Source organism: Segatella baroniae DSM 16972 = JCM 13447 (genome assembly GCF_000426585.1).
GTDB lineage: Bacteria > Bacteroidota > Bacteroidia > Bacteroidales > Bacteroidaceae > Prevotella > Prevotella baroniae.
Genome location: NZ_AUFQ01000002.1, coordinates 57,315 through 83,966, shown reverse-complemented (window position 1 = coordinate 83,966; position 26,652 = coordinate 57,315). Strand labels below are relative to the sequence as shown.

Sequence of the window (26,652 nt, the reverse complement as noted above, 5' to 3'; positions counted from 1 at the left end):
AGGGTGGCGGTCGGCGCGTCGCGGCGCGACTTGGGCTGCGCAGAAAGGCACCGACGACAGGTTTGCCGGCCCGCTTCCGGGCCGTCGCGGCACGTCCGTGCCCGTCCATTGAAAAGCTTCGGTTTGCTTGTCGGTGTCAAAAAAAATCATGACCTTTGTACGGCAGAACCAACTTAAGCGAGCTTTATGAAGATATTTGCAGTGGGAATGAACTATCCCGAGCACAATAAATCGTTGCATGTTCCGTTTTCCAAACCAGAGGTTCCGGTCATTTTCACGAAAGCCGACTCGGCTTTGCTGAAGGACCACAAGCCTTTTTTCATCCCCGACCATCTGGGACGCGTCGAGTATGAGACCGAGATTGTGGTGCGCATCTGCAAGTTGGGCAAGACCGTCGCTGAGCGTTTCGCGCCCCGCTACTACGACGCGGTGACGGTGGGCATTGACTTCACGGCCCGCGAGATGCAGCAGAAGCTCCGCCGGGAGGGCCTTCCGTGGGAGCTGTGCAAAGGTTTCGACGGGTCGGCGGCCCTTGGCGAGTGGGTCGGTCTGGAGAAGTTCCGCGACGTCCAGGCCCTGCGTTTCCACCTCGACATCAACGGGCGCACCGTGCAGGCGGGCTGCACGAGCGACATGCTCTACACCGTCGACGAGCTGATAGCCTACATCAGCCGCTATTTCACGCTCAAGACGGGCGACATTCTCTACACCGGCTGCCCCACGGGGTGCGGCCCGGTCTGCGTAGACGACCATCTGGAAGGCTATCTCGAAGACCGCAAGGTGTTGGAATTCAATTGTAAATAACCCTCTCGAAGCCCCCTTTGCGGGCGTTTCTGTACAATATGAAGCAGCTCAGACACCTTCTTTGTGTCGTCGGTTTGCTGCTGGCCCTGCACGTTCAGGCCTACCAGCGGTTCTTCAACCTGACCTATGACGAGGTCAGGATCGACAGCCTGTTGCCTCGTTTCTCCTTTTCGCTGCCCCTTTCGGGCCGCTATCAAGACTCCATTTACCAGGTCAGGCTGCTCTATCCCGAGTATCTCGACATGTCGCCGGCCGACGTCGACGCCTGCGTGCGCAAGACCCGCGCCCCGTTGGGCGCCCTTCCCGCCGTCCACCAGCGGATGACGGTCAGCCGCAAGCAGGCCGCCTTGCAGCTGGAGCTGACGCCCCTGGCGTTCCACGAAGGGCGTTATCGCTTCCTGGTGGGCTTCATGCTCCAGGTGGAGGCTCGTCCGCGGCCTGCCGTTACGCGTGCGGGAGGGCGGACGAAGGCCCCCGCGCCGGGCGAACGCTATGCCGAAAGCTCCGTCCTGGCCTCGGGACGTTGGGCCAAGATACGGGTGCCGGCGTCGGGAGTCTATCAGCTGACCGACGAACTGGCGCGCAAGGCCGGCTTCGGCGACGCAAGCAGGGTCAGAATCTACGGCTATGGCGGCGCGTTGCAGCCCGAAGTGCTCACGGACGACTATCTGCGGCAGACCGACGACCTGCACGAGGTGGCGCAATGCGTGGTGGATGGCCGGCGGCTGTTTTACGCGCAGGGGCCGGTGTCGTGGAGCGACAAGGCCGCCACGCGCCGCACGCGCAATCCTTATTCAGACTATGGCTGTTATTTCCTGACCGAATCCGACACACCCGCGCTGCAACAGGATTCCACGGCCTTTCTTTCCGCTTTCTATCCTTTGCCGTCACATTACCATTCGCTCCATGAAGTCGACGGCTTTTCATGGTATCATGGCGGCCGCAACTTGTTCGACACGGAATCCGTCGGTGTCGGCGGGACCAAGGAAGTGGTCATTGACAATCCGCAGCAGAGCGATTACGCCCGGTTGTCGGTCTGCGTGACGGCCCAGACCAACACGGATGTGGAGGTGTCGCTCGACGGCAAGGCGCTCGGCACGCTTCGTGTGCGCCTCACCGACGAGTACGACCATGGCAACCAGGCCACGGGCATCTACGAGGTCGGCTCGCTGAAGGCGTCGGCGACGGTCGGCCTGCGGGTGGTTTCGGGTGGCCCGATGCGGCTCGACCATGTGTCGATGGCCTGGTACAAGCCTGTGGCGGCGCCAAGGCTCACCGCCACGTTCCCGTCGCCCGAGTATGTGGGCGCGGTGGCCAACCAGAACCTGCACGGCGACGGCCCGACCGACATGGTCATCGTCATCCCCGCGTCGCGGAAGTTGCGGGAACAGGCCGAAAGACTCAAGCGTTTCCACGAGCAACACGATGAGTTGCGCGTCAGAATCGTGGCGGCCGACGAACTCTACAATGAGTTTTCGAGCGGAACGCCCGACGCCTCGGCCTACAAGCGCTATCTGAAAATGCTCTACGACCGTGCGTCGACCGAGCAGGACCTGCCCCGCTACCTGCTCCTCATGGGCGACGGACTGTGGGACAACCGCATGCTGACGAGCGACGGACGGTGGAAAGACCCCGCCGACCACCTCTTGTGCTACGAAAGCGAGAACTCTTTCAACGCCGTGAAGTGCTATGTGGCGGACGATTTCTACACGTTGCTCGACGACGGTGAGCAACTGACGACCGCCGATGGCGAATATTCCTACGGCAAACCCGACCTGGCGGTGGGCCGCATGCCCGTGACGACGCCCGAAGAGGCCGCGACGATGGTGGACAAGACCATCCGCTACGTGGAGAACGCCCAGCCCGGAGCGTGGCAGAACACGCTGATGTTCATGGGAGACGACGGCAACAAGAACATCCACATGCTGCAAGCAAACGAGGCGGCCGACCAAACCGTCAAGGCACATCCGGGCTTTGTGGTGAGGAAAGTGATGTGGGACGCCTACGAAAGGGTGGCTTCGAGCACGGGAAAGACCTATCCCGACGCCGCCCGCCTCGTCAAACAGCAGCAGCAAAGCGGCGCGCTCATCATGGATTATGCCGGCCATGGCATAGAATATCAGCTTTCCGACGAGGCCGTGCTGCGCATCACCGACTTCGAGACGTTCGACAACAGGAACCTGCCGCTGTGGGTGACGGCCTCGTGCGACATCATGCCGTTCGACGGAAGCGTGCCCACGATCGGCGAGACGGCCGTGCTCAATCCCAAGGGAGGGACCTTCGCCTTCTTCGGAACGACCCGGACGGTGTATGAAGCCTACAATCGGGTGCTCAACGAGGCCTATATTAAATATGTATTGGGACAGTCCGGAGGACGTCACAACACGATAGGCGAGGCGCAACGGCTGGCCAAGATCGAGATGATAGAGACGGGACAGGACCCCACCATCAACAAGTTGCAGTACGCGTTGCTGGGCGATCCGGCCGTAAGACTGAACCTCCCGTCGTGCCAAGTGGTGGTCGACTCCATCAACGGTGTTGCGGTGGGCGGAGAAAGCATGCCCGTGCTGGCGGCGGGAGCCATCGCCAGGGTGGTCGGCCACGTGGAGGGACAGCCCGATTTCAAGGGCATTGTCAGTCTGACGGTGCGCGATTCGGAGGAAGCCGTCACCTGCCGGATGAACAACCAGAGTGAGGTGGACACGGCTTTCGTGTTCAAGGACCGGCAAAAAACGCTCTACAATGGCACCGACAGCATAAGGGGCGGGCGGTTTGCCGTGACCTTCGCCGTGCCCAAGGACATGAACTACAGCATGGGCCGAGGGCTGATCAACCTGTTCGCGGCCGACGCCGACCGGCATTTGACGGGCCACGGGGCCTGCGAGGACTTCCTGGTGGGCGGGTCGGCCGAGGCCGATGACGACGGCAAGGGCCCGTCGCTGTTCTGCTATCTCAACACGCCGCAGTTCGAAAACGGCGGCAAGGTGAACGCCACGCCGCTCTTCGGAGCGGAACTCCACGACGCGAATGGAATCAACGCGTCGGGTTCCGGCATTGGCCACGACCTGGAATTGGTGATCGACGGCGATGCCGAGAAGACCTATCGACTGAACGACCATTTCCAATACGACTTCGGCAGCTACACCCGAGGCCGCCTCTTCTTCACCATTCCCGAACTTTCGCCCGGCCCCCACAGGCTGCAGTTCAGGGCCTGGGACGTCCTGAACAATTCCACCACGACCGAACTGGCGTTTGAAGTGGTGCCGGGGCTGGGGCCGCAGCTGGGCAGCATCGGCGTGACCGACAATCCCGCCCGCACCGCCACCACCTTCCTCATCAACCACGACCGCCGCGGCAGTCGCATGGAGGTGCAGGTGGAGGTGTTCGACGTGGCCGGACGGCTGCGCTGGTCGCATGCGGAGAGCGGCACGGCCGCCGACAGTTCCTATCGGATAGGGTGGGACTTGCGCCAGCGGAACGGCGCCCGCGTGCAGCCGGGAATCTACATCTATCGGGTGACGGTGGGCGCAGATGGAGGCAAAAAGGCGTCGAAGGCGCAGAAACTCATCGTCGTGGGCAATAATTAGGCGGCCCGGACGTTTCTGAAAATGATAGCGATAATGAAGTAGAAACGCATAAAACCATCAGATGACAAACCGTTCAAGACTCATCGCAACGCTCCTGTTGCCGGTCTTTGCGCTGACCGTGTCCGCGCAGAAAGATAAGATTTTCAACCCCGTCAGGTATTCCGTCACCTCACAGATGATAGCCCCCGACGCCCGTGCCGGCGGTATGGGCGACGTGGGAGCGGCCACCGACCCCGACGTGGTGTCGCAATTCTGGAATCCCGCCAAGTATCCGTTCGCCATTTCGAGGGCCGGCGTGGCCATCAACTACACGCCGTGGCTGCGCCAGTTGGTGAGCGACATGGACCTGGGCTACCTTTCGGGCTACTACCGGATAGGCGACTACAGTGCCGTGAGCGCGTCGTTGCGTTACTTCTCGCTGGGAGAAGTGGGCTACAGCAGCTCGGGCGACGGCAAATATGACATGACCATCAACCCCTACGAGATGTCGTTCGACGTGGCTTACTCATTGATGTTGAGCGAAAAGTTCTCCTTGGGCGCCGCCGTCAGGTGGATTTATTCGGATCTTACCTATAATTATACGCAGGAAACGACGCCCGGCAGCGCCTTCGCGGCCGACATCGCGGCCTATTACCAGAACTATATCATGCTGGGACAGCGCGAGTGTCAGCTCGGCATAGGCCTGAACATCTCGAACATCGGCAGCAAGATTTCGTTCGGAGGGTCCAACAGAAGTGAGTTCATCCCCACCAACCTGCGGCTGGGCGCTTCGCTCATGGTGCCCGTCGACGCGTACAACAAGTTCACGATTGCCGCCGACGCCAACAAACTGCTCGTGCCGACCTATCCCGTCCAGGGCGCGGACGAGGCCGGAACGGACTACGACACGCGGGTGCAGAAGGACTATTATGACGTGTCGAGTATCGGGGGAATCTTCAAAAGCTTCAGCGACGCGCCCGGCGGACTGAAGGAGGAATTGCAGGAAGTGCAGTGGTCGCTGGGCGGAGAGTACACCTATAACGACAAGTTCACTGTGCGGGTCGGCTATCACCATGAGAGTGAGAGCAAAGGCAACATGAAATACTTCACCGTGGGGGCGGGGTTCAAGATGAACGTGCTGTCCATCGACGCCGGATACGTCATCGCCTCGGCCAAGAGCAACCCGCTCGACCAGACGCTCCGCTTCACCGTGAGCTTCGACATGGATGGAATCAAGGATTTGTTTAAACGATAAAATCATCAGGATATGATACGAGTGGGAATGGGATTCGACGTCCACAAGCTGGTGGAGGGCCGCGACTTGTGGCTGGGAGGTGTCAAGATCGAGCACGAGAAGGGCCTGTTGGGCCACAGCGACGCCGACGTGCTGCTGCATGCAGTCAGCGACGCGTTGCTGGGTGCGGCCAACATGCGCGACATCGGCCATCATTTCCCCGACACCAGCGACGCCACACTCGACATGGACAGCAAGGTCATCCTGCGCGAGGTGGTGAAGCTCATTGCCGCCAAGGGCTACTGTGTCGGCAATGTCGACGCCACCATCTGTGCCGAACGCCCCAAGGTCAATCCGCACGTGCCCGCCATGAAAGCCTGCATGGCCGAAGTGATGGGCATTGACGAAGACCAGGTGTCCATCAAGGCCACGACGACGGAGAAGCTGGGCTTCATGGGCCGCGAGGAAGGTATCGCCGCCTATGCCGTCTGCTTGATAGAGAAATAGGAAGAAGAAATGAGGTCGCCCAAAACCACCATCAAGGATATTGCCAAAAGCCTGGGGATGTCGGTAGCCACCGTCTCGCGCTCACTCAACGGCAGCCATGAAGTGAGTGAAGAAACGCGCAGCCGCGTGCTTGACAAGGCCCGCGAATTGAATTACAAGCCCAACATCCACGCACGAAACCTGCTGAAACGGCGCAACAACATGATAGGAGTGGTCGTTCCGGAGTTCACGACCTTCTTCTTTCCGGAAATCATCATCGGCATTCAAGAGGTCATGAATGCGCAAGGTTATCAAGTGTTGATTTGCCAGTCCAGCGAGTCCGCCACGCTCGAACGCCGCAACATCGAGATGTTGGAGGCCGGCATGGTGGAAGGACTTATCGTCTCGGTTGCGAAAGACACCCGCAACAGCGACCTCTACAATCGTCTCATGGCAGAAGGAATGCCCATGGTGTTCGTCAATCGTGTGTTGCCTGAACTGCATGCCACGCAAGTTGTGCTCGACGACCGCAAGTGGGCGTTCAAGATGGTCGACCATCTTGTGCGATGCGGCTACCGCAACATCGCCCATCTGGCAGGCAACGAACACCTGGCTGTCACCAAAGAGCGGATGCAAGGCTACCTTGACGCCCTCTCATCGCATGGCATTCCCATTCAGGAAAAATACATCATGTACGTTGGTGTTCAGCAAGATAGGGCGAAAGTGGGCGTAGATTATCTGTTGAGTCTCAAAGAACGACCCGACGCCATCTTCTCCGTCAACGACCCCATTGCCGTCGGCTGCATGCTCGAATTGCGCAAACGAGGCCTGCGCATACCACAGGATATGGCCGTGGCAGGCTTTTCCGAATCGCCGATAGGGCGCATCATGGAGCTGACCAGCGTATTGCAACCCACGTTTGAGATGGGCAGGATGGCCGCCCGACGGCTGCTCCGGCTGATGGCAGACGTGGCGACGCCCATTGAGACCATCATCCTTGACGGTAAACTGAACGTGCGCAAATCCACATTGCCTGTCGACAAGAGGTAGGCGATGGTCTGACGTTACGTAAACGTTTACGTAGATATTCCGTCTTTTTGATTCTTTTTGCCGCTTCTTAACCGTAACTTTGCTTACGGGAAACCTCCTATTACGATCAAACAGCAAAAAGAATCCAGACAATCATGAGCCTTCTCGACTTTATCATGGTGGCGTTGCTCACCCTTGGCGTGCTCACGGCAGGCATGGCGTTTGCCAAACAAGGCAAGAACATGACCTCTTTCTTCGCGGCGGGTGGTGCCGTGCCTTGGCAAACCAGCGGTCTGTCGCTCTTCATGAGCTTCTTTTCGGCCGGCACCTTCGTGGTATGGGGCTCCGTGGCCTACCTTCAGGGATGGGTGGCGGTCAGCATTCAGTGGACCATGGCCGTGGCAGGACTGGTGGTCGGCACGTGGATAGCCCCGCGTTGGCACCGGACAGGTTCGCTCACCGTGGCCGAATACATCGACAAACGCCTCGGCGTACACGTGCAGAAGACCTATACTTTCCTGTTTCTCTTCATCTCGCTGTTTCTCACCGCTTCGTTTCTATATCCCGTGGCTAAGATCGTTGAGGTCTCCACGGGGCTGAACCTCAACCTCTGCATCATCCTTTTGGGCGCGTTCTGCATCCTTTACGTGTCTGTGGGTGGGCTTTGGGCCGTTGTTTCCACCGACGTGTTGCAGTTCATCATCCTCATGGCGGCCATCATCATCGTCGTTCCGATGTCGTTGGAACGCGTGGATGGCGTGCAGTCGTTCGTGGCGCACCTGCCCGAAAGGTTCTTCCGGCTGACCACCGACGACTATCCCTTGCCCTTCATCCTTGCTTTCGGCCTCTACAACGCCATCTTCCTGGGTGGCAACTGGGCCTACGTACAACGTTTCACCTGTGTCCGCACGGCCACCGACGCCCGTCGCGTCGGCTGGTTCTTCGCCGCATTGTATTTCCTCAGTCCTGTTTTGTGGATGCTTCCGCCCATGGTCTATCAGCTGTTGAACCCCTCGCTTGGCGCGATGGAGAGCGAAGGAGCCTATCTAATGATGTGCAAGGAGGTGTTGCCCAAGGGTATTTTGGGGTTGATGATTGGCGGAATGATCTTCGCAACGACCAGCGCGATGAACTCAAAGCTCAACATTGCCTCGGGCGTGGTCACCAACGACCTGTACAGACGCCTCTATCCCCACAGCCCGCAACGCCGTCTCATATTGGTGGCGCGCCTTTCCACCGTGGCATTCGGTGTCGTCAGCATGCTCATCGCGCTGCTCATCCAGCACATGGGTGGCGTCGTGAACGTGGTCATCAGCCTGGCTGCGCTCACGGGAGTGCCACTTTACCTGCCCGTGATATGGACATTGTTCTCCCACCGGCAAACGGGGGCGACCGTCTTGGCCACCACCATCGTGAGCCTTGCGGTCAACGCGCTGCTTAAATTCGTAGCCCCCGCATTGACGGGGTTCGCCTTCAGCCGCACGGGAGAGATGGTTTTCGGTTGCGCCCTGCCCATCCTCATGCTTGCGTCGTTCGAATTCTACTTCAAACTTGCGGGCAAAAGCAGCCGCCGATACGCCGCCTACACCGCATGGGAGGAGGCCAACAACGCCCGCCGCGGCAGCCTTGCGGCGCGGACAAGCCCCGAAGTGGAAAGCGAAAACGCCTACAGCAAGCGGATCATAGGGCTGGGGATATTCTTCATCGGCCTTTCCGTCGCGGCATTGGGCCTGCTGTCGGCAGACCATGGTAGTCTTGTCGCAGGCACAGGAGGCTGCTTCATGCTGATAGGAGCAGCCCTTTCATGGACTGCAAGGACAACAATGAAAAAACAGAATCACCATGATAGAGAAACAATTTGAAAGCAACAAGCGCGCGCAACGGACCGAACGCGTCGCCACCGACCTGCTCGTGGCCGGTGGCGGCATGGCCGGCGTGTGCGCGGCCATAGCGGCGGCACGGCAGGGACTGCGCGTGGCGCTGGTGCAGGACCGTCCCGTGCTCGGTGGCAACGCTTCGAGCGAAGTGCGTCTGTGGGTGTTGGGCGCCACTTCGCACATGGGCAACAACAACCGCTGGGCGAGAGAAGGCGGATTGCTCAATGAGCTGCTGGTCGAAAACACTTTCCGCAACCGAGAGGGCAACCCCGTCATCTTCGACACCGTATTGCTTGACAAGGTTCTTGCCGAGAAGAACATCTCCCTTTACCTCAATACGGTCATCTATGACATTGAAAAGAAGGACGCGCGGAACATCGGCGGCGTGGCAGCGTACAACCCCCAGAACGAAATCCGATACCACTTCGAGGCTGAACTCTACTGCGACGCGACGGGCGACGGCCTTTTGGCCTACATGTCAGGCGCCCATTATCGCCAGGGAGCGGAAGACGCGGCGGAGTTCGGCGAGAAGTTCGCGCCCGACAAGGCCACCTACGGCGAGCTGTTGGGGCATACCATCTTCTTCTATATCAAGGATGAGGGCAAGCCCGTGCGCTATGTGCCGCCTCATTTCGCCCTGACCGTCGACGAAGTGGAGCGCAACATCAACAAGATACATAATCCGGAATATTTCTTCACGGCACAGGCCGGCTGCAAATACTGGTGGATTGAATACGGAGGACGCCTCGACACCGTGGGCGACACCGAGGAAGTGAAGTACAAATTGCTCAGTGTGGTCTACGGAATATGGAACTATATCAAGAACTCCGGCCGCTTTCCCGAAGCCGAAAGCCTCACCCTCGAATGGGCGGGCACGATTCCCGGAAAGCGCGAGAGCCGCCGGTTTGCCGGACTTTACATGCTCACGCAGCAGGATGTTGTCGAACAACGCCCTCAACCCGACACGGTGGCGTTCGGCGGCTGGTCTCTCGACCTGCATCCGGCCGACGGCGTGTTCAGCAAAGAGAAGAAGGCGTGCAGCCAATGGCATTCAAAAGGCGTCTATCCCATCCCTTATCGCTGCTACATCACGCCCCACATAGACAATCTCTACTTGGCAGGACGCATCATCAGCGCCAGCCATGTGGCCTTTGCCTCTACACGGGTGATGGCCACTTGTGCGGCGGGTGGCGAGGCTGTGGGCACCGCCGCCGCGTATTGCGTGAACCACCACTGCTCACCCCATGGGCTGATGGAAGCGCGCCACATGGCCGGATTGCAGCAACTCCTCACACGCAATGGCGTCTATCTGCCACAGACAGCCGTCGCCCTTGCCGACGACGTGCTGCGACAAGCCGACATCACGGCCTCTTCCTCCTTGGTGCTGGACGTGCTGCCGCCCAACGGCGAGTGGAAGACGCTCATCCATTCGGTCGCCCAAATGCTCCCCGTGCGCCGAGGGGAAATGCCTTCCGTCACCCTTGCGATGCGCGCCGATGGCGCCACCAACCTGCGGGTGGAGTTGCGCGTCAGCAGCAAGCCGTTCAACCACACCCCCGACCGCACCTTGGAAGTGCAGGAACTCGCGTTGCAGGCAGGGGAGCAGGAGCGGCAACTGGACTTCGCCGCACAGATTCCGACCGACTGTTACGCCTTCGTGTGCTTCATGAAGAACGAGCAGGTGGCCTTGCAGTCGTCCGACACCATCATCAGTGGCGTGCTGGCCGTGTTCAACAAGCGGCTGCCGGCCGTGTCCAACTGGGGCAGACAGCAGCCGCTGACCGACATCGGCGTGGAAAGTTTTGAGTTCTGGTGTCCCGAACGGCGCAAGAAGGCCTACAACATCGCCATGCGCATCGCGCCCGGCCTGACTTGTTTCGGCCCTGAAAACCTGCGGTCGCTGCCTTATCGTCCCGTGGCGCAGCCCAACGCCTGGGTGGCGGCCTTGTCCGACCGCCGTCCCACGCTCACTTTCACCTGGGAAAAGGAGCAGCACATCAGCGCGGTGACGCTTCTTGCCGACGTCGACTACGACCATCCGATGGAGTCGGTGCAGTGGGGACACGCCGAGAACCGCATGCCGCAGTGTGTCGACAGGATTGAGATTGTCGTCAACGGACACGCCCGTTTCACCGTCACGGACAACTATCAGGCCTTGGTGAATGTGTCTTTCGGGCCACAAGGTGTTGTCGCCAGGCAGCTGGAAATACGTCTTTCAAACACGTCGTCCAACGCGGCCGTGGCCTTGATGGGCATACAATTCAAATAAAAAGACTTACCATGACGTTCCATAGAATCACAACCCTCCTCGTTCTGCTGTCCGCAGCATGGACATTGCGCGGCGCCGGCAAGCCGACGGCACCCGTCTACAGGCCGGTCGACAACCTGTTGGTCGTTCAGACGGCTCGGGGTGAAGTGCGCTTGCCCTTGGGCGGACAGCACTTGTTTGTCGCCGACAAGGATTTCAAGCCGCAGGTAGTCGACACTTTCACGACTTCATGCAAGGTGCCTTTCATCGAACGCAACTTCATTTACCCTCGGCGGGCATGGCTCGACAACGTTACCGACGTGTCCTTGCTCACGGCCGGCACGCGCACAAAGCTGTCCGCATACCGCATCGTGTCGCGGGAGCCTTTGATTCTCACGACCGAGAACCGCTGGGCGACCGTGTATCTGCGCTTCACCATGCAGGGAGACGCGCTTGCTGTCACCCAAACCCTCGTGGCCAGGCAAGACGGTTGCTTCTCGTTGTCAACACCTTGCCTGCCCATCGCCGACAAGCGGAAGGGCTTCAAGGCCGTCATCCCGGGCTATGTGCATGCCACGAGGGTGAATCCCGACTTCGTCAGTGCCTATGTATATGAACACGGACTGCCCGAAAGGCCCGTTCTCTATCAGGACAAGTGCGCCACCACGCCCGTGTCCATCCTGCAAACGGCGGGGCTCACCTTGGGGGTTGCGCCCGAGAAGGCCTATCCCAGAAGCCCCTATGTCGGTGGGGAGAACACGCATCACCAATGGAATGTGGGCTACGCGGCCATGAATCCGGAGGGAACGCTCACGCCGCAACTCTATTATCCGGTGTTGGGCACGTCCAAATCCCTGCTCCGCAAGGGACAGTCACTGCGCTTCGCCTACCGCATTCTCCTGTCGCGCCGGGGCTGGTACGACGTCTACAAGCGGGTCGTTTACGGTATGTATGGTTTCGACAACATGCGGAAGACCCGCAATGCGCTGTCACTCTCGTCGCGCCTGGGCAAGATTTACCGCTACATGAGGGCCGAAATGCCGCACCTTTTCAGACAGGTGGACTTCGAGGGTACGCCCATCAGCGCGCAAGACTACCGCGGCGGGGTGCATGGAGCGGACAACGATGCCATGAAAAACGCCGATTATGGCGCCATGTGGATGATGGTACGCCTGGCCAACGATACGGCCATGGCCCACAATCTGCTGCCTTTCGTGCGCAATTTCAAGCTGAAACAGCAGTTCGTCGACGGCCAATACGCGGGTGCTCCACAAGGCCAATACTTCCTGTGGAAGAGCAAACGGTGGGTGGAAGAGTGGGGAGAACACATCGAACCCATCGCCATCACTTACTACTCGATCATCGACGTGGCCAACATGCTGCTGTTCGAACCGGCCGATTCGGCCCTGTCAAAGAGCCTGCGGACTTCGGCCGACCTGTTGCTTTCCATGCAACGACCGGACGGAAGCTGGCCGCTGGGCCTGAAACTGACGGACGGCACTCCCATTCTTCCCGACCTCCAAGACCTGCGGCCCACCTTTTACGGCATGTATGTGGCCTATAAAATGCTCGGTGACGAGAAGTATCTGCGCGCCGCCGTGCGTGGAACCGACTGGTTCATAGGCCATGCCGTGCGGCGGAATGCCTTTGTGGGCGTGTGCGGAGACACCCGCTTTGCGCCCGATTTCGCCACGGGAATGTCGGTACAGGCCCTGCTCGACATGTATGAACTCACCGAAAACAAGCGCTACCGGGAAGCCGCGCTCGCCACGGCACGCTACTTCACCACCTATATATATACGCATCCGGCCGACACGAAGCTCATGAAAGACAAGTCGGGAAGCCTCTTCAATCCGCTGCGCTACACGCAGGCGGGACTGGCTTGCGAGCATATCGGCGTCATCGGGTCGGCCAATCCCCAAGGCCCCATCCTGCTTTCGAGTTTCGCGGGCATGTTCGTGCGACTCTATCGGCAGACCGGCGACATGCTGTTTCTCGACATGGCGCGCGCCGCGGCCAACGGACGTGACAGTTTTATAGACCCTCTTTCGGGCATATCGGCCTACTATTGGGCGCACTTCAACAAGGTTGCGCTGCCTTATCCGCAGCATGCGTGGTGGCAAATGGGCTGGCTGACCGACTATCTCGTGGCCGAAGCCGAGCTTCGAAGCAAAGGACGGGTGGCCTTTCCACGCGGTTTCGTGACGCCGAAGGTAGGCCCGCACAAGATTACGGGCTTTCGTGCAGGCGTCATTGATGGCGAACGGGTGACGCTGACGCTCGAAGAACGGCTCGTCGACAACGCCAATCCCGACATAGAGGTGCTCGGCGCACGGTCGGCGCACGGCTCGCATCTCTACTTCATCCTGATGAACAGCCGCGATGTGCCCGTGAGGATGCGGCTGAAGCTGGGCTCCCGCCGACAGCCGGTGGACGGAATGCTGGCCGCGCACGGTATCCGAATCATTAAGACGACCGAATAAACGCTACGCTATGACGACAAAATGGATGATGACGCTGTGCGCTGCAGCCGTATTCGTGCAGCCCGCGTCGGCGCAGACCTGCCTGTTGGAGGCGGAAAGCTTCCAATATCAAGGAGGTTGGAAGACGGAGAAAGACCCGGAAGCCCTCGGCAAAGCCATGCTCATGGTGACATCGGGCGGCGGTAGGGCTGCCGATGCGCTCACGGTCTTTGAAGTTGCGGCCCAAGTGTCTTATCATGTGTGGTCGCGAACCAAGGACTTTGCCGCTCAGGCACCTGGAACGCGGACTTCGCGACTGCTGATAGACGGCACGCCGCTGGCCCTTCAGGGTGTACACAGGCACGATGGGTATCGTTGGGAGAAAGTGGGCGTGGCGCAACTGACTCAAGGCAAGCACGTGTTGCAGGCCCGCGACGTGGCTGCCAACTACGCCCGCCTCGACGCCGTGCTGCTCACTGCCGACGAAAGCCTGGATCCCAACCGCATGACGGCTCGCCAGCTGGCGGCATTCACGACCCGTCCCGTCCTCACCGCTTTGGAACAGCAGGCTGCCGACCGGCTGGCAACCGTCTGCAACAGGGTCGATTCAGCCGCCACGCCGCTGGCCGAACTGTCCAACGGGCTGCTGCGGCTGCGCCTCTACAGGCAAGGTGACGCGCTGATGCAGAAGGTTTCCGTCAAGGCCGACGGTCGTTGGGTGTCGCCGGAGCCGACGCAGCCCGACAACGGCGTGTTTCTAATCAAGTCGAAACAGCCCGGGCTCAACTACAGCGGCTTCCTCCCTGCATGGACGGGAGGGCAACCCCGACGGTTGCGCGTGGCCGGCAAGCGTTACGACGTGTACGAATCGGCCGACCTGCACGACCCCTTCCGCTCCGGAACGACACTGCCGATGAAGGCATACCGCTGCGAACCCGTCGGAACGGACGCGCTGCGCATCGACTATGTCACGGCCGAAAACGACAGTTTGAGCTCTCTTTGGACTCTGCCGAAGGACAGATGCTTCTTCCGTGTGGACTTCACGTGCCGCATTCGCACGCCACAATACTACAGTCTGGCCTTTGCAGCCCTGCACGAAAGCCAGCCGCAGTCGATTTCAAACGTGCTTCTTTCGCCCCTGTACCAGTTCCGCCGGCAGCCGGCGACGCCCAATCTGCTGCCATTGGCACTCACGCCGCAGCCCGTGAGCATGGTGGAACGCGGCGGAATGTGTGGCTTCGTGGCCCCTGTTCCCAGTCTGCTCTCGCGCAGTTGGGGGGCTTGTGACATGGGATTCTCGCTGAAGAACCGCGACAACCAAGTGCAGCCTGTCGCCTTCGCGCCCATTCCCGGGAGCACGGCGGCCCGCAAGGAGGCCGGCGCCACGCTGTCCGAGTCGTTCGTCTTCGGCCTGTTGCCCCTGGCCTGGCACCATTCGTTTCAGTATCTCTCCGACAATTTGTTCAATGTGAAGGACTACCGACTGCAAACAACCTCACTCACCGACGCCGCATTCCACACCGTCAACCTGCTGAAGAGCGACGAAGCCTCGGGATGGGACGCGTCCATGCGCGGCTTTCTCGACATCGAGAGCAATCCACGAATCCGCACCGAGGTGGTGCAGGCGGCGCCGCTGGGACTCCTTTCGGCCGCCGTCGTCACGCACGACGAGTCCTTTTATCTGACACGCGCCCTGCCGGCCATCGAATATATGCTGTCGCGCAAAGGCTTCAGATGGGGCTTTCCCAACGAACGCGACCCACAGACGGAAACGATGGTGAACACTTTCACGCCTTACAAGTCGCAATACAACACGGGCCACTTCGAAGCGCTCCACCGACTGCTGATGAACAAGAACCCATGGCTCGTGCGACTGGCCATGCCCGAGGGCAAACCACGCTACAGCAAGGGCTACGGCGTAGACGCCACGTGGGCCGACGACCTGGCCGCCTATCGGCTGACAGGCGACGAGCAGTGGCTGGTGCGCGCCATGCTCGGGGCCAACCGGATGATCGACTCCACGCTTTATGCCAATCCTTCCAGGCCTGTCCATGACTGGATGTTCTATCACGCGCAGGCCTATCCACAATGGTTCGACCTGCTGGACCTCTACGACGTCACGCGGGAGAAGGCCTATCTCGCCGCCGCGGCCTACGGGGCACACTTCACGATGGCCGCGCAGCGGTCTTATCCACCGGTCGACGACACGCCCATGACCATTCATCCGGGCGGCCGTTACACCGGGAATGCCAACATATTCTGGAAGCGTGAGAAGCGGTTCAAGCTGGGTTATCCCCGCCAGACGGGTGATGTGGTGGAGAAACAAGTGGACGGCCGGCTGCTCTCGCCCGTGGGGTTGAGCTTCGAACAGCCCATGACCTTCTTCACGAAGGCCGACAACCTCAACCATGTGTACCTCTCCACCTGGGCGCCTTCGCTGCTCCGACTCAACACAACGGGCACCGCGCCCATCTTCGAGACCTACGCCCGCAACGCCGTGATAGGCCGCTTCGCCTCTTATCCGGGCTATTATGCGGCCGGCTACACCGACCTGCCGCTCGACTCGCTCTATCCTTACAAAGGCCCCGATGTCACTTCGTTCTACTATCACCACATTCCGTCGCACCTGACCTTCACCTTCGACTATCTCGTCACCGAGGCCACGCAGCGTTCGCGCAACGCGATTCGCTTCCCATATGGCAAGCAGCAGGGTTTCGTTTGGTTCAACAATCGCGTTTACGGCGGGCCGAAGGGCACCATCCTGCACGACAACGGCGTGCGACTCCACATGCCGCAGAGGGTGGCGGCGGTGTCTTCGCCGGCCGTCAACTGGCTTTCGGGCGTGTCGGACGACACCTTCTGGCTGGTCATGATGAACGAACGCGACACGACGGAGCGTGTCACGGTAAGCCTGAACACGGCCTTGGTGGCTGCCGACACGCAGGCAGTGCGCTACGATTTTGGCACGGGGAACAGCGTGGAAAGCGACGAAGTGGCTTGCCAAGACCATCGGTTCGTGGCCGACATGGCACCGAAAGGCCTGACGGCGATAGCCTTTCCGCTGGTAGGAAAGCCCGAAGAAGACGCGTTGCCGCCCGTGGCGGACGGCATGCGGCAGGTGGAACTCGACAAGACACGCCGACTGTATCTCTTCCGCATCCGCTCGCCTTTCGGCTGGGATTCGGTCTATGGCTACATCGACAGGCCGCTGCCCGAGGGCTGCAGCGCCGAACTGAGCTGCCTGCCGTCGGCCGAGGCCGCGGTCGAAAAGCCACGTGCAGGCTTCCCCTGTGAATGGAGCTTCACCCGGTTGCCTGCCCGTCGGGCGTTGAAACTGCAACTGGTGCTGCGCAAAGGGGCCAGGACGACGCTGACGAAGAGCGTCGGTTTTCCGGCTCCTGCGGGCATGAAGGACTGACAGAGATGGCCCCCTGCGCGCCGACGCTGGCGGAAGGCTTTGTGGAAGCAGCCCTTTGAGGTTGTAAAAGCTGTCCTTCTACACGGCAAAAGCAGTCCTTTCACAACCTGAAAGCGGCCCTTTGAGCGGCTGAAAGGACAGCTTCGACAAACGAAACAGAAACCAAAACGACAAGTTTACCTAAATGACAATCTATATGAAAAGTGTTTTAATTGTATTGGTAGCCCTCTTGGCTACAAGTTTGAACGCACTGGCCCAGCACAAGGTGACGGGAACGGTGGTGGACGACACGCGAGCGCCGCTTCCGGGCGTCACCGTGACGGAGGAGAAGACGACGAACGCAGCGGTGACCGACGCGCAGGGACGGTTCAACCTCACTGTGGGCAGCGAACGTTCGGTGCTTGTCTTTTCGAGCATCGGCATGGAATCGGTGCACCGCAAGGCCGGTAAGACGGGCAATCTGTACATCGTGATGCAGTCCGCCGCGCAAGAACTGGGACAGGTTGTGGTCATCGGCTACGGCTCCATGCTCAAGAAAGACCTCACGGGAGCTGTGGGAACGGTGGACATGGGCGACCTGAAGAAGTCGGGAACGCCCTCGTTGCTCAACGCGCTCACGGGCAAAGTGGCGGGCGTGAACGTGACTTCTTCGTCGGGAGAGCTGGGCGGCGACGTCAACATCGTCATCCGTGGCAACAACTCCATCAATGCGGGCACGCAGCCGTTGTACGTCATCGACGGCACACTCGTGGACGTGAACAGCGGCGAAGTGGCCACTTCGACCATCTCGGGCAGGGCACGGTTCAACCCGCTGGCGGGCATCAATCCCGCCGACATCGAGTCGGTGCAGGTGCTCAAGGACGCTTCCGCCACCGCCATCTATGGTTCGGCAGGCGCCAACGGCGTCATTGTCATCACCACGAAGAAAGGCGATTACAACAAAACGACGGTGTCGCTCGACATGCGTTTCGGTATCAGTCGTGTGAGCAAGCACATCAAAATGCTGCAAGGACAGGAGTTTGCCGACTATCGTTTCTCACGTTTTCCCCTGAGCGAAGAGTGGGGTATCGACACCGATGGTGACGGAACCCCCGACCGCGCCCGTGTTTTCGGGAAGGAATTTGAGGACAACACCTCGCACGACTGGCAGCGCGAACTCTTCCGTACCGGTTTTTCGCAGAACTATAACCTCAGCGTTAACGGCAGCACCAAGTCCAACGCGCTGGTCTATTCGCTCAGCGGTGAATACCTGAAGCAGAACGCCATCGCCAAGAACAACAGCTTTACGCGCTACACGGGACGCTATAAAGTGGAGTACGCACCCAACCAGCAGCTGCGTGTAGGGGGCAATGGTGCCATCGTGAGAACCGAACTTTACGGCCCGGTGACCGTCGGCGGCGGCGAACAGTACAACGGTTGGCTCGAATCGCTGCTCATCTACAAGCCTTTCAACTTCAAGATCGACCCGGGAGACCCCGACAACGCCAACATGTCGAGCCCCTCGCAGACGCTCTACAACGCCTATAAGAAGACGCCACTCACCCGTGTGCTCGCCAACGGATTCGTGCAATACAAGCCGATTCCCGAGCTTACGCTGCGCACGGCGCTCAACACCGGACTCACCTTCTCGAAGTCGCAAGAGTGGTATTCTTCGCTGACTTCCTGGGGATATGCCCGCAACGGACTGGCCAACGTGCTCGAAACGAACACCGAACAGTGGCAGAGTACGACGACGGCAACCTACAGCAAGAGTTGGAAGAACGGGCATAGCGTGAACGCCATGCTGGGCTTCGAGACCAGCAGCTACGTGTGGGAGAGTCTGAATATCACCGCAGAGAACTTCAAGGTGCAGACCTATAACCCCGTATTCGACCTCGGTCAGGCCGGCGCGTTGCGCAACAAGCCCGCCACCAACAAGTATCGTCAGACGCGGATGTCGGAGTTCGGCCGCCTGTTCTATGCCTACAAGGACCGTTATCTCACCACGTTCACGCTGCGTCGGGACGGTTCTTCAAAGTTCGGAGCCAACAACAAGTACGCGACTTTCCCCTCTGTTGCGTTGGCGTGGAAGGCACACAACGAACCTTTCATGAAGAAGCTGCGCGCCATCGACGAACTGAAACTGCGTCTGAGCGCGGGAACGTCGGGCAACGACCGCATCACTCCCTATCGTTCCCTCTCGCGCCTGGACCTCAACTACGTGCTCAATTCCGACGAAAGTGCCATCATGGGACTCGCTCCCTCCGAGCTTGCCAACCCCAATCTCAAGTGGGAGACCACCACGCAGTACGACTTCGGCATGGACATCAGCGTGCTCAAGCGTCGCCTCAGCTTGTCGGTCGACCTCTATTACAAGCGCACCAAGGACATGCTGTTGCAGGCTGACGTGCCCAGCCAGAGCGGTTCGTTCAAGCAATGGCAGAATATCGGCGAGATAGAGAACAAGGGTGTGGAGCTGGCGCTCAACTCGCTCAACGTGGACGGCCGCGACTTCAAGTGGCGCACCACGCTCAATGTCAGCTCAAACCGCAACAAAATCCTTTCATTAGGTTCAGTTACGGCCATTCCCGTGAGCATATCCGACGGTATCATCAATGAAGTGTCGCGCCTGAAGGTGGGTGAAGCCATCGGCGGCGCATGGGGATATGTCTTCGACGGCGTATATCAGACGTCGGACTTCGACGACTCGGGCAACCTGAAACCGGGCGTGGTGCGTGTCAAAGGCGTGAAGTCGAAGCCCGGCGACATGAAGTTCAAGAGCCTCAACGGCGACGACGAGGTGGATCCGGTGAACGACAAGAAAGTGATTTCACGTGGCGAGCCCAAATTCTTCGGCGGTTTGCAGAACGTTTTCGAGTACAAGAACTTCTCGTTGTCGTTCTTCTTCAACTTCAGCTACGGCAACGAGGTGCTCAACATCGGCCGTTGGAAGTATGAAGGCTACAGCGCCTACCACAATGTGGCCAGCGACTATTTCCACAAGCGGTGGACACCGACCAACGCCACCAACGAATATCCCGCATTGCAGGCAGCGGGCAAGAATGAGGTGTCGACCTATTACGTCGAGGACGCTTCGTTCCTGCGCCTGCAGAACTTGAATCTTGCCTACCAGTTGCCGGCAAAACTGCTCAAGCCGTTGAAGATCACCGGTTGTCAGTTGTCACTTTCGATGGACAATCTCTTTGTGCTGACCAAGTACAGCGGCTTCGATCCCGAAGTGTCGTACTGGAACAAGCTCATCACAGGCCTCGACAACGTGACTTATCCTCGCAGCCGTTCGTTCTCTTTCGGTATAAACATCAACTTCTAAACACTCCCGCATTATGAAAACAAAGACAATTCTCATGGGCATTTCGCTGGCACTGCTGTGCAGCTGCAGCGACTTTTTGGACGAGAAAGCCTATTCGTTCGCCGACGGCAATTCGCTTTTTGCCAGCGGCGACGCCACCGAGATGGCGCTCACGGGCGTTTACGACGCCATGAATGCCAACAGCATACAGCACCAAGCTCCGCACGCACTCTTTTCGCGCAACCTGCATCTGCTCACGCAGCTGGGGTGTGACGAGATGATCGGTCGGACGGATTACATTCCATTGGCCGACTTCAAGCCTTTTTGCAATTACACTTATAATTCCGAGTCGCGCTTCCTTTCCGACGCGTGGTTTGCCTTGTATGCCGGAATCAACCGTGCCAACAACGTCATTGAGCAGGCAGCCGGCGTTGCCGACCTGAAAGAAGACCGCCGAAAGGAGGTCGTGCTCGAAGCACGGTTCCTGCGTGGCTTCTATTACACCTATCTGGCATGGCTTTGGGGCGGCGTTCCTACACCCACTTCGCTGAACGACAGTCCGCAGATGGAGCGTTCGAGTCTGAAAGATGTCTACGCGCTTGTCATCTCAGACCTCAAGAGCGCTTACGAAGGACTGCCCGAACGCAACAAGTATGAGGCCCGTGCCAACAAATATACGGCCGGCGCCATGCTGGCCAAAGTGTATCTCTACCTGGCTGCTTGCAAGGAAAACAAGGTGGGGGAAGACCTTCACTTCCCGCTCAACAGCTTCGAGTGGGTGGACGCTCTGGCCCTTTATGCCGAGGCGAAAGCCATTTGCAAAGATATCGTGGAGCACGGTGGATATGAGCTTCAGGCTGAATACGGCTACAACTTCATGGCCGACAACGTGCCATTGAAGAAGATGCAGGTGAAGGAAGCGTTGCTTGTGGCCACCTACGGCAAGAACGCGCCGAAGTATTACATGTTCACCCACTTCACGGGGCCTGTCGGCAACGTCACCACCAACGGCGGAGGTGCGGGATGGTTCCCCGCCATGGGCGAGCTGGCACTGCTCTATGACAAGGCCGACGCACGCTACAAGCAGAACATCGCCGGGACGATGACCAACAACAAGCAGATGATTGAAGGCGTGGAGTACTATGTTCCGTCGGGATTGTACCAGAGTGGCTCGAACACTTACCTGGCCAAATTCCGTCAAAGCTCGCCCGCGGCACGGACGGCGGCCGGCATTCCCGCCTCGACCAGCACGCTCAACTTCCCTATCCTGCGCTTTGCCGATGTCATTCTGATGTATGCGGAGGCGACCTACAAGACCGGTGATGAAGCGGCGGCACGCGAACTGCTCCGTCCCATCCGTCTGCGCGCGGCCAAGAACAATGCCGCCACGGCCACGGCCTTGGCAAATGCTTACCGGAAGGCCGACTTCATGGAGGAATTGAAGGACGAACGCTCGCGTGAACTCTGTTCGGAAGGCTGGCGCCGCTTCGACCTCATCCGCTGGGGCAAGCTCAAGTCTGTGGTGGAAGCCCTCAAGACCACCAATGACGACGGCCTGAAGCCCAATGTCTTCTTCTTCAATATGCGTCATGCGCAGTCGGTGAAAGACAATTTCAAGAGCTACAAGATCTGGTATCCCATTCCCAAGCGCGAGCGGGAGGTGAACACCCACCTGCAGCAGAACCCCGATTGGGAATAATCTGTGCCGTGCGTTCCGATTGCCGCAGCCCCGGAATACTCCAGCTGGCGGCAACGGAACGCACAAGGTGCTTTTCGACGAACCGATTATCCATATAGAACGGATTGAATCATGAGAAAACTCATCATTGCATGTGCCTGTCTGTTGAGTCTCGCGGCCTCCGCCCAGCGCTTCCGGCAATTGGAACCCGGCGTGTACGTCACGACTGTGGGCCGGGAAGACGCCCACACGCCCATGCGCTACAAGGAAGCCGCGGCCAAACAGTTGAAAGACATGCCCGACGAAGCCAACCCCTTTGAGAAAGAAGGCATACACATTGCGGTGAATGCACGGGGATGTGTGGTGGACATTCCGCTGTCGCCCGGCGAGAACATCTATGGCTTCGGTCTGCAAATGGGCTCGTTCGTGCAGAACAACAAGAAGAAACGCCCACTCGTCAACGACCATCCGCTGAAAGACTTGGGCTACACCCACGCGCCGCAGCCGTTCTACATCTCGAACAAAGGCTACGCCGTGCTGGTGAACACGGCCCGATACACGACCTTCTACATCGGTACGAATCGTAGAAACACGGACTATGCGGCCACAGACGACCAGAAGGTGAAACTTTCCACGGACGAATTGTACGGCTCTGCCATCCCGAGTGCCTCGAAACCACGCGTACAGGTGGACATCCCCGGGGCAAAAGGCGTGAGCGTGGTGGTGTTCGCAGGTCCCGACATGGCTTCGGCGATGCGCCGCTACAACCTCTTTGCGGGTGGTGGAAGCCTTCCGGCGCTCTGGGGGTTGGGCATGAAATACAGGTTGAAGACCGACGCGAAGCAGGAAGACGCCTATCGGATATGCCGTTATTTGAGAGAGAAACATATCCCATGTGATGTCATTGGCCTGGAACCCAAGTGGCAGACGCGCGCCTACTCGTGCTCGTATGTGTGGAACAACGCACACTTTCCCACTCCCCACGAGCTGATCGGCCGCACACGGGCCATGGGTTTCAAGCTCAACTTATGGGAACATGCTTTCATTCATCCCACTTCTCCGCTGTATCAACCGCTCAAGACACGGGCGGGAAGCCATCTGGTATGGAATGGTTTGGTGCCCGACTTCGCCGACTCCACCGTGCGACGAGTCTTCGCCGACTATCACGACACTTGCTTTGTAAGGCAAGGTGTGGCCGCATTCAAGATGGACGAGTGCGACAATTCCAACATTACGCGCGGCGATCTCAACTGGAGTTTCCCGGAATTGACGACCTTTCCCTCGGGTATCGACGGCGAACAGATGCACCAACTCTTCGGAACATTCTATCAGAAGACCCTCTACGGCGTGTTCAGAAAGCACGGGATGCGCACCTGTCTGGACGTTCGCTCCTCGGGGGCGTTGACCGCTCCCTATCCCGTTTCGGTCTATAGTGACACCTACGACTTGGAAGATTACGTGAGGATGGTGTGCAATGCCGGACTGGCGGGGCTGCTTTGGTCGCCCGAAGTGCGTGAGTCCGCCGACCAGGAGGACTTCTTCCGCCGTGTACAGGTGGGCATATTGTCGGCCCAAACGCTCTTCAATGGCTGGTACTTGCGCAACCCCGCGTGGTTGCAGTTCGACAAACAGCTCAACAATGAAGACCGTTTTCTGCCCTCGGCCACAAGGAATGAGGACATCATACGCCGTCTGCTCAACTTCCGCATGTCGCTTATACCTTATTTATATACGCAGTTCGCACGCTACCGCAACGAAGGCATACCGCCTTTCAAGCCCCTGGTGCTGAATTATCCCAAAGACAAGACGGCGGCCACGATAGACTCCCAGTTCCTCATCGGCGATGACTTGCTGGCTTGTCCCATTGTGGGAAAAGGCGATAGGAGAGAGGTGTATCTGCCCGAAGGCTACTGGTATGACTTCAACACCAACGAACGGCTGGAAGGAGGACGCCTGCACAGCGTGACATTCGCGCTCGACGATATTCCGCTCTTCGTCCGTGAAGGTACGATTCTGCCTTTGGCTGAACCGACAGACTGCATCACCCCCGAGACGACATTCGACTTGCACTGCCGCGTATATGGCCGACAGCCGCGCAGCACCACGCTTTTTGAAGACGATGGCGTAAGCTATCGCTTCGAAGAAGGCCTGTATAATCAGGTGAAACTATGGTGGAACGGGCGTGGAAACATGAAGCGCACCGGGAAGTTCAAGGGCATGAAGTACAGAATAAAGGACTGGACAATCATCCAACCACAACCCAAATCCTCACTATGAAACGACAAACCGTAAAACACATTCTGGCCTTCCTGCTCGCGGTGGCAGCTTCGTCCGTGGGCAACGCGGAAGGATTGACGCGCCATGTAAACCCGCTGATGGGCACATTCTCAAGCATGGAGCTCTCCAACGGCAACACCTATCCCACCGTGTGCCTGCCGTTCGGCATGAACAACTGGGCTCCACATACGGGGAAGATAGGCAATGGCTTTCTGTATACCTATCAGGAAAACTTTCTCTATGGCTTCAAGCAAACCCATCAGGCCAGTCTTTGGATCAATGATTATGGGCAACTCTCGGTCATGCCCGTAACCCGGCGGGGCAATTTCACGGAGGAACGCCGGCGGAGTTGGTTCTCGCACAAGACGGAAGTGGCACAGCCTCACTATTATCACGCCTATCTGGGTGACCCGCAGGTGAACGTGGAGCTTACGCCCACCGAACGGGCGGCGGCATTCAGGCTGCGTTTCAACGGCGGCGACAGTGCTTACGTGGTGATAGACGCCTGCGACGGCGGCTCTTTTGTCAAGCTCCTGCCCCAACAAAGGCGCGTTGTGGGCTACACCACGAAGAACAACGGCGGCGTGACGGCAGGCTTCAGAAACTACTTCGTGATAACTTTCAATCGTCCCTTTCTCAACGCTGCGGCCTGGAAAGACAAGCAACTGCTGGAAGGCTGTAGCGAACTGAAGGACCGACACGTGGGTGCCATCGTGGGATTTGACTTGAAGCGGGGCGAAACGGTGGAGATGAACATCGCCACTTCCTACATCAGTGAAGAGCAGGCGGAGCTGAACCTGCGAGAAATAGGGCGTCGGAGTTTCGATGAAGTGAGGGCAAAAGCCCAACAAACGTGGGACGCCGAATTGGCAAAAGTGCGGGTGACGGGTGGGACGGACGATGAATTGCGGACGTTCTACACCTGCCTTTACCGCATGTTGATATTCCCACGCAAGTTCTATGAGGTGGATTTGAAGGGCGACACCATCCATTACAGTCCCTACAACGGGCGTGTCATGCCTGGAGTTCTCTATGCCGACAACGGCTTTTGGGACACTTTCAGAGCGCAGTTCCCCTTTCTCAACCTGATGTTTCCCCGCATTGTATCGGAGATTATGCAAGGTTTGGCCAATACATATAGGGAAAGTGGCTGGCTGCCCGAGTGGTTCAGTCCGGGTCATCGCGACTGTATGATCGGCCAACATTCGGCTTCCGTCATAGCCGACGCTTATCTCAAAGGCATACGCGGCTTTGACATTGGCCTGCTCTACGAAGCGATATGCAAGAGCACGCAGGGAATCGGCACCGTAAGTTCGGTGGGACGGAAGGGATGGTATGAATATAACACGCTGGGATATGTGCCTTGCGACGTGGGAATCAACCAGAACGTGTCGCGCACTTTGGAGTATGCTTACGACGATTATTGCATCTATCTCCTGGCCAGGGCGCTGAACCGGCCGAAGAAGGAGCAGGAAACGTTTCGCCGCAGGAGCCTTAACTACCGCCATCTGTTCGATGATGCCACCGGGCTGATGCGTCCGAAAGACAGCAAGGGACGCTTTCTTTCACCCTTCGACCCCTATCGTTGGGGCGACCATTTCACCGAAGGCAACAGCTGGCAATACTCTTGGTTCGTGCCACATGATGTCGTTGGGCTGCAAAAGCTGATGGGTGGCCCGGCAAGATTCATGGAAAAGCTCGACTCGGTGTTCACGCAGCCCCAGCATTATGACATCTCTTACTACAAGAGAGGTGTGATACATCTCATCAGGGAGATGCAAAATGCCGACATGGGACAATACGCGCATCTCAACGAACCCATGCACCATGTGCCCTATCTTTATGCTTTCGGTCAGCCATGGAAGGCCCAGCGCCTTGTGCGGACCATCATGTCGAGGCTCTACGCGCCACGTCCTGACGGCTATTGCGGTGACGAAGACAACGGCCAGATGTCTGCCTGGTACGTATTTTCAGCCTTGGGGTTCTATCCTTTGTCACCCGTGAGCGGTGAATACGTAGTGGGCAGTCCGCTGTTCCGGCATGCCACGCTGCAACTTCCCAGCGGCAGCACCATTGAGATTGACGCACCGCAGAACAGTTCATCGAATGTCTACGTGTCGCAGTTCGCGATGAACGGGCAACTCCATGACAGCCAGTTCATCAAACACTGTGACCTGACGAAGGGCGCAAAGCTCTTTTTCCACATGGAAAAGTCGGCGCCTACACGTTGAATGCCAGAAATTACACCTGCCTGCCGGGCAGATTGGATCGGCTCGACAGGCAG

The 26,652-nt window shown here is 58.7% G+C and carries 13 protein-coding genes; all 13 read left to right on the top strand.

The window, feature by feature from the left end; translation table 11 throughout:
• Positions 1-186 precede the first annotated feature (186 nt).
• On the top strand, positions 187-804 hold the full coding sequence (locus K334_RS0102135) for a fumarylacetoacetate hydrolase family protein (RefSeq protein ID WP_021589565.1): 618 nt from the start codon (positions 187-189) through the stop codon (positions 802-804).
• Between the two features lie 38 nt (positions 805-842).
• The gene (gene porU / locus K334_RS0102130) at positions 843-4,391 is read left to right on the top strand and encodes a type IX secretion system sortase PorU (protein WP_027444435.1); all 3,549 of its coding nucleotides are present in this window, start codon (positions 843-845) and stop codon (positions 4,389-4,391) included.
• 61 nt (positions 4,392-4,452) lie between these two features.
• Positions 4,453-5,625 carry a type IX secretion system outer membrane channel protein PorV gene (gene porV, locus K334_RS0102125; protein WP_027444434.1) on the top strand — a complete coding sequence of 391 codons (1,173 nt, stop codon included), beginning with the start codon at positions 4,453-4,455 and terminating at the stop codon, positions 5,623-5,625.
• Between the two features lie 12 nt (positions 5,626-5,637).
• Positions 5,638-6,111: a 2-C-methyl-D-erythritol 2,4-cyclodiphosphate synthase gene (ispF, locus tag K334_RS0102120; protein WP_025882296.1), complete on the top strand. Its 474-nt coding sequence runs from the start codon at positions 5,638-5,640 to the stop codon at positions 6,109-6,111.
• A gap of 9 nt (positions 6,112-6,120) precedes the next feature.
• Positions 6,121-7,140 (top strand): LacI family DNA-binding transcriptional regulator, encoded by a 1,020-nt coding sequence (locus K334_RS0102115; protein ID WP_021589556.1) that lies wholly within the window; start codon positions 6,121-6,123, stop codon positions 7,138-7,140.
• A gap of 134 nt (positions 7,141-7,274) precedes the next feature.
• On the top strand, positions 7,275-8,981 hold the full coding sequence (locus K334_RS0102110; RefSeq protein ID WP_027444433.1) for a sodium:solute symporter family protein: 1,707 nt from the start codon (positions 7,275-7,277) through the stop codon (positions 8,979-8,981).
• Positions 8,962-11,265, top strand: coding sequence for an FAD-dependent oxidoreductase (locus K334_RS0102105; protein ID WP_027444432.1), 2,304 nt, complete (start codon positions 8,962-8,964; stop codon positions 11,263-11,265). The genes K334_RS0102110 and K334_RS0102105 overlap by 20 nt, the downstream gene beginning before the upstream one ends.
• An 11-nt stretch (positions 11,266-11,276) precedes the next feature.
• Positions 11,277-13,727, top strand: a complete 2,451-nt coding sequence (locus tag K334_RS0102100) for an ATP synthase F0 subunit C (RefSeq protein WP_027444431.1) — start codon at positions 11,277-11,279, stop codon at positions 13,725-13,727.
• Between the two features lie 10 nt (positions 13,728-13,737).
• On the top strand, positions 13,738-17,124 hold the full coding sequence (locus K334_RS13315; RefSeq protein WP_154655525.1) for a hypothetical protein: 3,387 nt from the start codon (positions 13,738-13,740) through the stop codon (positions 17,122-17,124).
• 196 nt (positions 17,125-17,320) lie between these two features.
• The gene (locus K334_RS0102090; RefSeq protein WP_025881904.1) at positions 17,321-20,434 is read left to right on the top strand and encodes a SusC/RagA family TonB-linked outer membrane protein; all 3,114 of its coding nucleotides are present in this window, start codon (positions 17,321-17,323) and stop codon (positions 20,432-20,434) included.
• A gap of 13 nt (positions 20,435-20,447) precedes the next feature.
• Positions 20,448-22,112, top strand: a complete 1,665-nt coding sequence (locus K334_RS0102085; RefSeq protein ID WP_027444430.1) for a RagB/SusD family nutrient uptake outer membrane protein — start codon at positions 20,448-20,450, stop codon at positions 22,110-22,112.
• A 111-nt stretch (positions 22,113-22,223) separates the two neighbouring features.
• Complete coding sequence (locus K334_RS0102080) at positions 22,224-24,368, top strand: glycoside hydrolase family 31 protein (RefSeq protein ID WP_025881903.1); 2,145 nt, start codon at positions 22,224-22,226, stop codon at positions 24,366-24,368.
• Positions 24,365-26,599: a GH92 family glycosyl hydrolase gene (locus tag K334_RS13310; RefSeq protein ID WP_025881902.1), complete on the top strand. Its 2,235-nt coding sequence runs from the start codon at positions 24,365-24,367 to the stop codon at positions 26,597-26,599. The genes K334_RS0102080 and K334_RS13310 overlap by 4 nt, the downstream gene beginning before the upstream one ends.
• Positions 26,600-26,652 lie beyond the last annotated feature (53 nt).

Coding starts and splice junctions, on each gene's coding strand:
- K334_RS0102135 (WP_021589565.1), top strand. CDS start 187: ATGAAGATATTTGCAGTGGGAATGAACTATCCCGAGCACAATAAATCG.
- porU (WP_027444435.1), top strand. CDS start 843: ATGAAGCAGCTCAGACACCTTCTTTGTGTCGTCGGTTTGCTGCTGGCC.
- porV (WP_027444434.1), top strand. CDS start 4,453: ATGACAAACCGTTCAAGACTCATCGCAACGCTCCTGTTGCCGGTCTTT.
- ispF (WP_025882296.1), top strand. CDS start 5,638: ATGATACGAGTGGGAATGGGATTCGACGTCCACAAGCTGGTGGAGGGC.
- K334_RS0102115 (WP_021589556.1), top strand. CDS start 6,121: ATGAGGTCGCCCAAAACCACCATCAAGGATATTGCCAAAAGCCTGGGG.
- K334_RS0102110 (WP_027444433.1), top strand. CDS start 7,275: ATGAGCCTTCTCGACTTTATCATGGTGGCGTTGCTCACCCTTGGCGTG.
- K334_RS0102105 (WP_027444432.1), top strand. CDS start 8,962: ATGATAGAGAAACAATTTGAAAGCAACAAGCGCGCGCAACGGACCGAA.
- K334_RS0102100 (WP_027444431.1), top strand. CDS start 11,277: ATGACGTTCCATAGAATCACAACCCTCCTCGTTCTGCTGTCCGCAGCA.
- K334_RS13315 (WP_154655525.1), top strand. CDS start 13,738: ATGACGACAAAATGGATGATGACGCTGTGCGCTGCAGCCGTATTCGTG.
- K334_RS0102090 (WP_025881904.1), top strand. CDS start 17,321: ATGAAAAGTGTTTTAATTGTATTGGTAGCCCTCTTGGCTACAAGTTTG.
- K334_RS0102085 (WP_027444430.1), top strand. CDS start 20,448: ATGAAAACAAAGACAATTCTCATGGGCATTTCGCTGGCACTGCTGTGC.
- K334_RS0102080 (WP_025881903.1), top strand. CDS start 22,224: ATGAGAAAACTCATCATTGCATGTGCCTGTCTGTTGAGTCTCGCGGCC.
- K334_RS13310 (WP_025881902.1), top strand. CDS start 24,365: ATGAAACGACAAACCGTAAAACACATTCTGGCCTTCCTGCTCGCGGTG.